Source organism: Priestia sp. BR_2 (genome assembly GCF_041954005.1).
Classification (GTDB): Bacteria; Bacillota; Bacilli; order Paenibacillales; family Paenibacillaceae; genus Paenibacillus_AQ; species Paenibacillus_AQ lautus_A.
The window spans coordinates 92,792-104,643 of the sequence record NZ_JAVFHM010000227.1 but is presented as its reverse complement, the minus strand read 5'-3'; the positions used below and the strand labels follow the sequence as shown (position 1 = coordinate 104,643).

The following is an 11,852-nucleotide window of genomic DNA, read 5'->3' as shown; positions in this document are numbered from 1 at the left end:
ATTCATAATGTCAGGAGCGTAGAGCTATGGCTATTGATCGCAAAAACGTGGAACGCATTGTCGAAGCAGTCGGCGGAAAAGACAATATCGAAGCCGCTACGCATTGCGTAACCCGATTAAGATTCGCCCTCGTGGACGACAGCAAGGTGGATTCCCGGGCACTTGACGAGAACGACCTGGTGAAGGGGCAGTTCTCTTCCCAGGGACAATTTCAGGTCGTGATCGGACCGGGTCTAGTAGACCAGGTTTACAACGAAATGATGGCTATCACCGGCGGTGCGAGAGTATCGAAGGATGAAGTGAAGAACATTGCGAGCAAGAAGCAAAATCCGCTTCAGCGTGCAATTAAAACGCTTGCAGATATATTCATACCGATTCTGCCGGCGATCGTCATGGCAGGTTTATTGTTAGGGATTAACAATCTGCTTACGGGACCGGGCATATTCTATGAAGGACAATCGTTGATTCAAGTCCATCCCGAATGGGCGGACGTAGCCTCGATCATCAATCTGATTGCAAGCACCGCCTTTACCTTCCTGCCAGTCCTGATCGGCTGGTCGGCGGTACGTCAGTTCGGAGGCAATCCGCTGCTTGGAATCGTGCTGGGCCTGATCCTGGTAAACCCGGATCTGCTCAGCGCCTACCAGTATGCGGATGCCAAACTTGAAGGCACGGTTCCGGTTTGGAACCTGTTCGACTTTGAAGTGGAGAAAATCGGTTATCAAGGCCAGGTGCTGCCGGTCCTTGTCTCGGCATATATTTTGGCCAAAATCGAGAAGTTCCTGAACAAACGCGTCCACGATTCCATCAAGCTGCTTGTCGTGGCACCCGTTGCCCTGTTGGTGACCGGGTTCCTCGCGTTCGTTCTGGTGGGGCCGATCACGTTTGCCATCGGCAACGTCCTTACTTCAGGCCTGGTCAGCATTTTTGATTCCTTTGCCGCTCTGGGCGGCCTGATCTATGGCGGACTGTATGCACTCCTTGTAATTACGGGGATGCATCATACCTTCCTTGCGGTGGACATTCAGCTCATCGGCAGCGAAGGCGGAACGTTCTTGTGGCCGATGCTGGCGCTGTCTAATATTGCTCAAGGTGCCGCAGCGCTGGCCATGATGTTTATCATGAAGGAACAGAAGGCGAAAGGACTTGCCGTCACATCTTCCATCTCCGCCTTCCTGGGGGTAACGGAACCCGCCATCTTCGGGGTCAACGTTCGTCATAAATATCCGTTTATCTTCGGTATGATCGGTTCCGGGATTGCCGGCGTGCTGCTGGCCATGAACAACGTTCTGGCTTCATCGATCGGCGTTGGCGGGATTCCGGGATTCCTGTCCATCTTCCCTAACCAGTGGGGCGTCTTCTTCATTGGCATGGCGATTGTTCTGGTCGTTCCGTTCACGGGGACATTGCTGTTCGGGCGTTACCAGTTGTCCAAACAGTCTCGATATGCAGCTGCAGCGGATGGGAATGCTGCCGGCATAGATGGAAGAGCGCAAGCTGTGAATACGGAATCGAACGGCAGTCTTCAATCCGGGTCGTTCGCATCGACGGAAACGGCAAACCCTTCAACCGTGGAAGCGGAGCAACAAGGCGCTGTAGAGGTCAAGGCACCGATCAAAGGGAAAGTGGTTCCCCTGTCAGAGGTACCGGACCCTGCTTTCGCCGATAAACAAATGGGCCAGGGGATTGCCATCATCCCGTCCGAAGGCAAAGTGTATGCTCCGTTTGACGGACAAGTCGCCCATCTCATCAAGAAGAGCAAACATGCGATGATTTTGACGGATACGAACGGAATCCAGATCCTGATTCACGTCGGAATCAACACCGTTTCGTTAAAAGGCGAAGGATTCACGGCATATGTGGAAACAGGTGCGGAGATAAGGAAAGGGCAGCTGCTGCTTGAATTCGATATCGATCGTATTCAGCAAGCCGGATTGCCGGTCATTACGCCGGTCATTATTCCGGATGGCCAAGATCACATTCAGAACGTTACGGAGTTTGAAGGCGAGGCGCTTCCTGGCGAAACGCGAGTGCTTCAAGTGACTCTCGGTAATGGACACTGACGGGTTCCTTTGCAACATGTAATCGCTGCTCCGAAAATGGTACAATAGCTGATGGTGATAAAGGATGACGAACAACATTTATTGGATGCTGTATAAAGACTATGCCGACCAAATCGAAACCGGCGCTTTGCAGCCCGGCAGCAAGCTGCCCTCGGAGAACACGCTTGCGGCAACCTATCAAATTACAAGGGAAACGGTCCGCAAGGGGTTGAATTTACTCGCCCAAAACGGCTATATTCATAAGGTGAAAGGCAAAGGTTCGTTTGTGCTGGATACCGGAAGAATGAATTTCCCGGTTACGGGGCTTGTCAGTTATAAGGAAATGGCGGAGCGGATTGGCCGGAAAAGCCGTACGATTGTGCATGAAACGGAGTGCGTTCCGGCCGGGGAAGCCATCGCCAAGGAGCTGCACACCCGCCCGGACATGCTCGTGTGGAAGGTGATCCGATCCAGGGAAATTGAAGGGGAGCGCATCATCCTCGATGTGGATTATTTGCTTGCCGACATCGTGACGGGTTTAACGAGAGAAATTACGGGCGATTCCATCTATCAATACTTGGAGCAGGAGCTCCATCTAAAGATCAGTTACTCGAAAAAAATCATCTCCGTGGAACGAGCTACGACGATGGACCAGTCCTATATGGATCTTGGAAGCGATACCCATGTCGTCGTCGTCCGAGGTTACGTCCACTTGGAAGATACCACGCTTTTCCAGTACACGGAATCCCGACATCGATTGGATAAATTTCAGTTTGTGGATTTTGCAAGAAGGGAATCCAATCATGATTTTGGAGACAAATAGAAGTGAAGTTAGCCGCGAGTGTATCGCGGCTTTTTTTATTGGCTTCCCATGTCGCTCATTCGCAATGGCCATGCAGATCAGCAGCGTAATAGATGAAATAAAGAGGAAAACTCCTGGTTGATGTTGAAGCTGTACTTAGAGGCAAAGATTCAAGCAATCCAGTTAAAGGAGCTGATGGATCATGGATTTGGGACTCCATGGAAAGGTTGCGTTGATTACCGGGGGGAGCAGGGGGATTGGCCTTGAAACCGCCGTTACGTTTGCGTTGGAAGGGGCTAAAGTTGCCATATGTGCACGAGATGAGGAGCAGTTAAGGGCTGCCGCGGATCATATCAGGCATCTATCGAAATCCGAAGCGTTAACCATCGCAGCGGATGTTACGAAACCTGAGGATTGCATGCGAGCCGTAAACGAAACCGTCAGCCGCTACGGACGGCTCGATATCCTGGTGAACAATGCCGGAACAGCCGCAGCGAAGCCGTTTGAGCAGATCGACGACGAATCATGGGCATCCGATCTGGATCTCAAGCTGTTCGGCGCGATTCGTTTTTCGCGTGCGGCCGTCCCTCATCTGCGGAATTCCGGCGGCGGCGCGATTATTAATGTGACGACATCCTGGGCCAAAACGCCGCCGGCTTCATCCATGCCAAGCAGCGTCAGCCGCGCGGCGGGACAAGCCATGACCAAAGCGATGAGTCACGATTTGGCGAAAGACCATGTCCGGGTAAACACCGTATGTATCGGAACGATACGGAGTGCACAGCTTGAGGCGCGTTGGAAACGTGAATCACCTGAACTCACCTGGGACCAGTACGCCCGGGATCCGCGCCATAACATCCCGCTCGGGCGTATCGGCGATACGGAGGAAGCGGCAAAAGTCATCGTATTTTTGGCTTCCGATGCTGCTTCCTATGTTACAGGAACTTCCATCAATATTGACGGGGGTTCAGCTCCGGCTTTGTAAGGGGTCAGCATTTAAAAGATGGGGATATGCATTTGGAGCATGGAGGTTCATGCTCGCTGGTAAAATTTATAATATTTTCATAACGTATATTATGTAAACCATGTGTTTCGGAACGGGCAGCCCTTGTTTGAAGACATGGCGAGGATGTCGTAATTTTATATATGTTTTGTCGCATAGTTGGACTAAAAAAATGTGCAAGATGTGATACCTTATATGTGGATGTTCGGAAAATAAATGACGGGCTGCCGGAAGGAGTGATTTCCCTCATTGTTACTTTTTTTCTAAGACGCCATAGGGATAGAGCAGTCATAGGACCACTTCCCTAAACGTGGTTCGTACACCAACCCTTCGGATGGAGGAAGGTTATCCACCTGCCGACTGGCGGCCGCTCTTTGTTGAGCGTGATGTGCCTTTCAGAGATTCGTAGAGGTGTTGTGACAGAATTACATACAACGATCTGCTTGTTTTATAAGGCGTTTCGAATAAGCAGAAATTATGAAATTTTATAAAATGACGAAAAGTGATGGTGATGATCCATGTCTAAAGTTTATCGTATTGGAATTATCGGCTGCGGCGGAATCGCAAACGGGAAGCATCTTCCGAGCTTAAGCAGATTAAACAACGTGGAGCTCGTGGCATTCTGCGATATCGTAATCGATCGGGCAGAAGCAGCGGCTAGCAAGTACGGTATTGAGGAAGCTAAAGTGTACAGCGATTATAAAGAGCTGCTGCAGGATCAAAGCATCGATATTATCCATGTCTTGACCCCTAATGATTCTCATGCCGAGATTTCCATTGCTTCGCTTGAAGCGGGAAAACATGTGATGTGTGAGAAGCCGATGGCCAAAACGGCCGCCGATGCCAAGCTTATGATGGAAACCGCGAAGCGCACAGGCAAGAAATTGACGATCGGATACAATAACCGATTCCGTGAAGACAGTCTTTACCTGAAACAAGTATGCGAAGCCGGCGAACTCGGAAATATTTATTTTGCCAAAGCGCATGCCGTACGGAGAAGAGCCGTGCCGACTTGGGGCGTATTTTTGGATGAGGAAAAACAAGGCGGCGGGCCGCTTATCGACATCGGCACGCACGCGCTTGATCTGACGCTCTGGATGATGGATAATTACAAGCCGAAGATTGTACTCGGCACCACATACCATGAACTGTCCCGCAAGGAGAATGCGGCCAATGCCTGGGGACCTTGGGATCCCGAAAAATTCACGGTGGAAGATTCCGCCTTCGGCATGATTGTGATGGAGAACGGCGCAACCATTATGCTGGAATCCAGCTGGGCGCTCAATACGCTTGAAGTTGATGAAGCCAAATGCTCGCTGAGCGGTTCGGAAGGCGGAGCCGATATGAAGAACGGTCTTCGCATCAACGGCGAGAAATTCAGCCGCCTGTATACAAACGAAATCGAATTGAACTCCGGCGGGGTTGCATTCTACGACGGCAAGAAGGAGCAAGCTCCGGATGTTGAGATGAGAAGATGGATCGAGGCTATCGACCAGGATAAAGATCCTGTGGTAACCCCGGAACAAGCTTATGTTGTATCTCGAATCTTGGAAGCTCTATACGAATCCGCAAAAATCGGTAAGGCCGTTTATCTGGACTAAGATACTTTCATATTATGATCAATAATGAAGGAGCCCTGAATGATCAGGGCTTTTTTTATTATTTTCGAAACATGCTGAATCTAGCAAACTGGATATGTAATTTTGGAGGAATGAGATATAGATTAACGGGAATAATAAGCTCATTACATAATGAAGGCAGGGTACATGAAATGATATTTATTTATAATGATTACGGTGGAACCCACACAACCTCACTGGCGGCCGCGTATCATCTAAATAAACTACCTACGAATCGGCAGCTCACAACCGAAGAAATTCTGGCGGTGGACTATTTCAATAAACTAAATAGGTCCGACATGGGCAAACTCATATTTCACGGGTTGGATGAGAACGGGAATCCGGTGTACACCCTTGGAAGGGGCTCATCCAAGGTTGTCATTCCAGCTCTAGAAAATTTGAGTCTGATCCTTCAAGACAAATATCAGAACGCGGAGCCTATTGTGTTTTCCAACACTTCACCTACCGTTCCATTGATCATGACGATCGGGGGATTTTTGTCCAGAGGATTAAAATTAGGTTTTGTCGGCGATCCTTTATTGGTCGCGGGTTCGAAGCAATGCTGCGCCAATATCCGTGAACTAGTTCTACATACAAAACAAACCGCTGCCGCGAGGTCCGGAACGGAGTCTGTTATTGTTATTGAGAACAAAAATTATTCCGCATAGCTATTCGAAGTCTGTGCTGTGAAGATAATCCGGGATTCAACAGGTTTATCTTCTTTTTTTTAGCCAAGTATGCCACAACGTTTTCTGGTATAATCTAGGAGTCTGTCGGGTGATTGTTCGTGCAAGTGTTCTAATGACTGTTGTCACCGCCATGATTGTCATCATTTTCTATGGATTGACTAAACTGATTCAATATATTGATCGCAAGCAAGTTGTATAAAGAGCTGAAGCGTATGATGAAATAGCGCGACGAAGAAAAGGATGATATCCCAGTCCATCGACTTTCTGGATGTCATCTTTTTTTTGCCTAAATAACAAAATTAATCGATTTTTCGGTTAGCTGCGTTTTCCTGCGGGAGTGGAGGTAATCGAAAATTCTCTTGGCCTGTACGGGTACACAGCAATATTCGTTTGAAAGTTTACAGCTTGTTTTCTTCGGTAATAATGTGGGAATAGCATCTGTGAGAGGAAGGATGTTCCTATGCGGTATCGAAGAAGAAGCGGCCATCACATCAAAAACAACACCAAAGATACCCGACCGGCTAACACATCGACTAAAGATCCCGATGCTTTAAGCCCGGATATAAAAAGCAATCTAAACCATATCAGAGCAGCCCTCGGAAACAGTACCGATATCGTGATCAGGGAAATTCCGCTGGATGAGAAGGAGATACATTATATCGCTATCCTCTATACCGATGGTTTGTCCGACCAGAAGATCATTTCGGAATCCATCATGATGGTCGTAGCTGATATTGCAAAATCCCGGGTTAGGGATGATTCGGATCATTTTGAGGCATTCGAAGGGCAAAAGATATTAGAACAAATTTCCCTCGTCAATAACGAGATTCAGTCTATAACCGATTATAAAAAGTTGTTCCATTCCTTATTGTCGGGAGACACCATTTTTCTGGTAGATGGATTGGATCGAGGTATCGCAGCAGGCACACGGGGATGGAAGGACCGCGGGGTCATGGAAACGTCGGCGGAAAATGTCGTCCGCGGCCCGCGCGAGTCCTTTTCGGAGGCACTGCGTACGAATACGGCCTTGATTCGCCGAAAGATCAAGGATCCGAATCTTTGGATGGAAACGAAGCAGATCGGCCGAGTAACGCAAACCGATGTCGCGATGATGTACATCAAAGGCATTGCTAACGAGAAAATCGTCGGAGAAGTCCGCACCCGGCTTGGACGAATCGATGTAGACAGCATTTTGGAGAGCGGATATATCGAGGAACTGGTCCAGGATAAGACCTTAACTCCTTTTCCCACCGTATATAATACCGAACGTCCCGATGTGGTCGCAGCCGAGCTGCTTGAAGGCAAAGTCGCTATTATCGTGGATGGCACTCCATTTGTGCTGATCGTTCCGGCCCTATTTGTTTCTTTCTTGCATGCTGCGGAAGATTACTATCAGCGCGCGGATATCAGTTCATTCCTGCGGGTGCTTCGCTACCTGAGCATATTCATTTCGTTGCTTGGGCCTTCCCTCTATGTAGCCATAACCACCTTTCATCACGAAATGCTGCCGACCCGGCTCCTGTTCGGGCTGGCTGGACAACGTGAGCAGATCCCGTTTCCCGCCTTCGTTGAGGCCGTCCTCATGGAGGTCACTTTCGAGATTCTGCGGGAGGCTGGCGTGCGGCTGCCCAAAAATATCGGGTCGGCGATTTCCATCGTAGGAACGTTGGTCATAGGTCAAGCCGCCGTCGAAGCGGGGATCATCTCACCGGCCATGGTCATCGTGGTTGCGATAACGGCCATTTCCAGCTTTGTCGTTCCATCTTTCAACATGTCCATTGCTTTTCGGATGCTCCGATTTCCGTTGATGGCGCTTGCCGGATCTTTTGGCCTGTTCGGCATATTAGTCGGGATCATCGCCCTAATTCTGCATTTGTGCAGCCTCCGCTCGTTTGGAGTTCCGTATATGTCGCCTTTAGCGCCGCTAATTCCGGATGGGCAAAAAGACACGCTCTTACGGCTGCCACATTGGATGATGTCGACTCGCCCCCGTTTGATAAATCAGTATAACGTAAAGCGCAGCAACAGCAAACCTCCCCAGAAATCGCGGGAATAGCTAATTTTCATACAAGCGGGAAAGCGAGTGAATTGAATGAAACGGATATTGGCCTTGCTTATCCTACATATCGTCATCACGCTTCTTCTGAGCGGTTGCTGGAACCGGAGGGAATTGAACGAGCTGGCCGTAGCGGTGGCCGCAGGGGTTGACTGGGTAGACGGCCGCTACCGTTTATCGGTCCAAGTCGCTATTCCCGGGCAGATCACAGCCAAAAGGAGCGGAAGTCCCCAAGCGCCTGCTACGCTGTTCACGGCTGAAGGCGACACCATATTTGAAGCGGCGCGAAGGATTACTCAGATCAGCCCGCGAAAAATATATTTTTCCCATTTACGGATGTTTCTGATGGATGAGGCGATGGCAAGGGAAGGGATAGCCAAAGTACTTGACTTGTTATCGAGGGATCACGAATTCAGACCCGATTTCTACCTGGTTGTTACCAAAGGAGCAACAGTGGAGGAAACCTTGAAAATCATGACGTCCATGGAAACGATTCCTGCCAATAAACTTTACGATTCCCTGCAAATCTCGGAGAAGGTTTGGTCACCCAGTATGGCTGTGACACTGGATCAATTGATAAGTGATATTACCAGCAGCGGAAAACACCCCGTGCTTACAGGACTGGTGATAACAGGGAATCGGGATTTTGGAAAAACGAGGAAAAACGTAGAAAATATCGATACACCGAGCCAATTGAAATATTCGGGGCTTGCCGTTTTCAAATTTGACAAGCTGATCGGATGGTTAAACGAGAAGGATAGCAGGGGGTATCGACTCATAAGGGGGCACGTGAAAAGCTCCGTAGCGTTTATTCCCTGCCGGAACGATGGAAAGGTTGTCGTGGAGACGCTGAGAACCGATTCCAAGATAAAAGGAAGATTCGTCGAATCCCGTCCAGAAATGGATATCATGATTCGTTTGGAGGGAAATATTGGTGCTGTGGAGTGCAGCGGATTGGATCTGACGCAGCCAGCAACCGTGAGGGATCTCGAAGTCGAAATGGAAGAAAACATAACCCAAAGCTTGGAGTCCGTTATCAATAAAGTGCAGGATGAGTTAAAAGTGGACATATTCGGCTTCGGGGAGGCTTTTCGCCGTTCGCATCCGAAAGCGTGGAAGGCAATGGAGGAAGAGTGGAACGACCGGTATTTTCCAAACCTCGAGACCCATATTCATGTGGATTACAAAATCCGGCGAACCGGAACAACCAATGATTCTTTTCTAAATGATCTAAAGGAATGAGGCGAATTGATGCTGAATATCGCGATTATTGCAATTTCAGCCACCATCCTAACCTGGCTTGAGCTGCCGAGGATGCTCCGGGAAAAAGAACAAAGGGAAATTTGGGGGTTCACGGCATTTATGATTATAGGCATTGGAATAAGCGTGGTCCAAACGGTCATGAACGATATTCCAACTCCTATGGTTATGTTAACGATCGTATTCAAGCCGTTCAGTGATTGGCTCTCTGCTATCGGTTTGATCCAATAAGAAAAGGAGCAGGAAAGATGCCCGTTGTCAAAATATCATTGCGCCAGGTCAGCATTTTAACTGCCATGTATACGATCGGGAGCGCTATCCTTATCGTTCCTTCGGGTACGGCTAACATTGCTAAGCAAGATGCATGGATTGCCGCTTTGGTCGGGATCGGTCTAGGATTCATGATCTTGGCGCTGCAGTTGCAATTGTCCAAAAAGTATCCGGAAACGAATTTGATGCAATTATCCGAGAAACTTTTAGGGAAATGGATCGGCAAAACGGTAAACTTTCTGTTATTAACTACATTGCTCCTAAGTGGTCCCGCTTGGGTGTTACACGAAATTAGCGACTTCATGACCATACAAATGCTGCCCGAAACCCCGATTCAGGCGATCATTTTCCTCTTCGGGGCCCTTGTTGTCCTGGGGGTGCGTTTGGGGCTCGAAGTGCTGGCCAGATCAGCGGAGATACTGTTTCCATGGTTTCTTCTTCTGTTTCTGTCCATGAGCATTTTATTATTGTCGGAGATTAAATGGGAGAATGCACTTCCCATTTTCGAATCGGGTGCCAAGCCTATCTTCCCTGCCGCAATCTCTTTCGTTAGTACTGCGTTTTTGCCGCACGTCGTGTTGATGATCATCTACCCGGGGGCCGTTAACCGCCCGGCGGAGGCATACAAAGCCGTATATATCGGTAGCCTAATCGGTGCGGGGGTGCTTTTTACGATTATTGGATTAGCGATTTTGGTCTTGGGCCCGGACATTACGGCACGAAATATGTACCCCAGTTATATGTTGGCCAAAAAAATCAATATCGGTAATTTTCTTCAGCGTATTGAAGCAGTCATGGCGGTGATGTGGTTTATCACTTTATTTTTCCGAATCTCTTTGTACTTTTACGCCATTGCGATCGGCGTCAGTCAGATATTTAAAATCAAAAATTATCAGCCGCTGGTCGTGCCGCTAGGCTGGATACTTGCGGCAGTTTCCGTCTTCATATATCCCAATGTTCCATTCAAGTTGGAATGGGACTCAAAGACCTGGATTCCATATACGATCACCATCGGGTTTATAATCCCACTGCTATTGTTTGTCATGCATGGACTCCGGAAATGGCTGTTCAAAAAAAATAAAAAGTCCTCGAAATCCGCTTGAACGGTTGGAGGACAAAGTGGTTTGTTTGATAATCCATTGTAAACCTGATTGAAATGGAAATAGTTTGGCTTGCGCGATCCGTCTACTTGTAGACGGTTTTTTATGTTGAACCGGCAGGAAAGGGTAGATTTTCTCTTGCGCACTAATATATGAAGCCACTCAGACTTCATAAAAGAACGCTTTATGCTAAATCCTTAGGCTTATCACCGATTAAACCCAACAAAAACATTTGAGAATAAGCGTAACCTTTATAAGCCTTGGATAAACACGAAGGAATCGTAAGATCCAGATCCATATAGGTAGTCAAGATCAATTGAGTGAACTCCTTCTGGTTCGTCAAGGAATACTCCTGCAATTGTTTGGCGAATTCCTTGCTGACATGTTCTCTTCCTCCAAGCGCTTGCTGTAATTGGTAACCTGCCAAGTATAACTCGGCAGCTGTATCTTCATCTGTTCCTCGATGCTCAGCTACATAATTGCCGATCCAGTCGCGAACAAGAGTTGAAGGGTCTGTGTTATTCTCCTTCGCAATCTCTTGAAAGCTCTCCTTGAGGTCTTTGGATAGACGGATGTGCAGATTGGTATCCATGGGCAAAACCTCCTTAACGTAGTGAATCTATTGTACACATAATATATACACGTTGTCAACACGTTATTAACACGATATCAGAACGCGCGAAAACACCGGAAAAGCTCCGGTGATAACCGATAGAGGGAGCAACGCCGATCCATTGCTTGAAATGACGGTTGAAGCAGATAACGTGATAGCCAGAGACAAAAACATATACACACTAGAAACCGCGACTATCGCGTTTTTGTTTTATTTGTTTTTAATGATGTGGAAATCAGCAATTAAGAAGAAATCATGGATAGTTGAGTACGATAAAATCAGTGTGCATGCTCAATATGTGAATCGAGGAGGACTTAATGATGGGTAGAATCATTCTGACTATGCAGACTACGATGGACGGCATTGTATCAAATGAAGATCAATGGATGACATAAATG

Annotated in this window: 10 protein-coding genes; 9 read left to right on the top strand and 1 reads right to left on the bottom strand. The window is 48.0% G+C overall.

Annotated elements, in window-relative coordinates; translation table 11 throughout:
- Positions 1-26 precede the first annotated feature (26 nt).
- The 9 genes from treP to RB298_RS17615 all read left to right on the top strand — a co-directional run bounded on the left by treP (position 27) and on the right by RB298_RS17615 (position 10,844).
- Positions 27-2,063, top strand: coding sequence for a PTS system trehalose-specific EIIBC component (treP, locus tag RB298_RS17655; RefSeq protein ID WP_486047765.1), 2,037 nt, complete (start codon positions 27-29; stop codon positions 2,061-2,063).
- 64 nt (positions 2,064-2,127) lie between these two features.
- On the top strand, positions 2,128-2,865 hold the full coding sequence (gene treR / locus RB298_RS17650; protein ID WP_213578289.1) for a trehalose operon repressor: 738 nt from the start codon (positions 2,128-2,130) through the stop codon (positions 2,863-2,865).
- A 181-nt stretch (positions 2,866-3,046) separates the two neighbouring features.
- Entirely contained in the window at positions 3,047-3,829 is a 783-nt protein-coding gene (locus RB298_RS17645) for an SDR family NAD(P)-dependent oxidoreductase (RefSeq protein ID WP_213578291.1), read from the top strand.
- Between the two features lie 536 nt (positions 3,830-4,365).
- Positions 4,366-5,448, top strand: coding sequence for a Gfo/Idh/MocA family protein (locus RB298_RS17640; protein WP_096775583.1), 1,083 nt, complete (start codon positions 4,366-4,368; stop codon positions 5,446-5,448).
- 170 nt (positions 5,449-5,618) lie between these two features.
- Positions 5,619-6,134 carry a DUF3189 family protein gene (locus RB298_RS17635; protein WP_213579803.1) on the top strand — a complete coding sequence of 172 codons (516 nt, stop codon included), beginning with the start codon at positions 5,619-5,621 and terminating at the stop codon, positions 6,132-6,134.
- Between the two features lie 481 nt (positions 6,135-6,615).
- Entirely contained in the window at positions 6,616-8,211 is a 1,596-nt protein-coding gene (locus RB298_RS17630; RefSeq protein WP_486047762.1) for a spore germination protein, read from the top strand.
- Positions 8,212-8,247: 36 nt separating this feature from the next.
- Entirely contained in the window at positions 8,248-9,453 is a 1,206-nt protein-coding gene (locus RB298_RS17625; RefSeq protein WP_486047760.1) for a Ger(x)C family spore germination protein, read from the top strand.
- A gap of 9 nt (positions 9,454-9,462) precedes the next feature.
- Positions 9,463-9,702: a hypothetical protein gene (locus RB298_RS17620; protein ID WP_192572127.1), complete on the top strand. Its 240-nt coding sequence runs from the start codon at positions 9,463-9,465 to the stop codon at positions 9,700-9,702.
- Between the two features lie 17 nt (positions 9,703-9,719).
- Positions 9,720-10,844: a GerAB/ArcD/ProY family transporter gene (locus RB298_RS17615; RefSeq protein WP_486047758.1), complete on the top strand. Its 1,125-nt coding sequence runs from the start codon at positions 9,720-9,722 to the stop codon at positions 10,842-10,844.
- Between the two features lie 181 nt (positions 10,845-11,025).
- Here the strand turns inward: RB298_RS17615 and RB298_RS17610 are convergent, their stop codons facing one another.
- Positions 11,026-11,433: a hypothetical protein gene (locus RB298_RS17610; protein ID WP_192572125.1), complete on the bottom strand. Its 408-nt coding sequence runs from the start codon at positions 11,431-11,433 to the stop codon at positions 11,026-11,028.
- Between the last annotated feature and the right edge of the window lie 419 nt (positions 11,434-11,852).

Excerpts from the sequence above, each read along its gene's own strand:
- treP (WP_486047765.1), top strand. The coding sequence starts at position 27 with ATGGCTATTGATCGCAAAAACGTGGAACGCATTGTCGAAGCAGTCGGC.
- treR (WP_213578289.1), top strand. The coding sequence starts at position 2,128 with ATGACGAACAACATTTATTGGATGCTGTATAAAGACTATGCCGACCAA.
- RB298_RS17645 (WP_213578291.1), top strand. The coding sequence starts at position 3,047 with ATGGATTTGGGACTCCATGGAAAGGTTGCGTTGATTACCGGGGGGAGC.
- RB298_RS17640 (WP_096775583.1), top strand. The coding sequence starts at position 4,366 with ATGTCTAAAGTTTATCGTATTGGAATTATCGGCTGCGGCGGAATCGCA.
- RB298_RS17635 (WP_213579803.1), top strand. The coding sequence starts at position 5,619 with ATGATATTTATTTATAATGATTACGGTGGAACCCACACAACCTCACTG.
- RB298_RS17630 (WP_486047762.1), top strand. The coding sequence starts at position 6,616 with ATGCGGTATCGAAGAAGAAGCGGCCATCACATCAAAAACAACACCAAA.
- RB298_RS17625 (WP_486047760.1), top strand. The coding sequence starts at position 8,248 with ATGAAACGGATATTGGCCTTGCTTATCCTACATATCGTCATCACGCTT.
- RB298_RS17620 (WP_192572127.1), top strand. The coding sequence starts at position 9,463 with ATGCTGAATATCGCGATTATTGCAATTTCAGCCACCATCCTAACCTGG.
- RB298_RS17615 (WP_486047758.1), top strand. The coding sequence starts at position 9,720 with ATGCCCGTTGTCAAAATATCATTGCGCCAGGTCAGCATTTTAACTGCC.
- RB298_RS17610 (WP_192572125.1), bottom strand. The coding sequence starts at position 11,433 with ATGGATACCAATCTGCACATCCGTCTATCCAAAGACCTCAAGGAGAGC.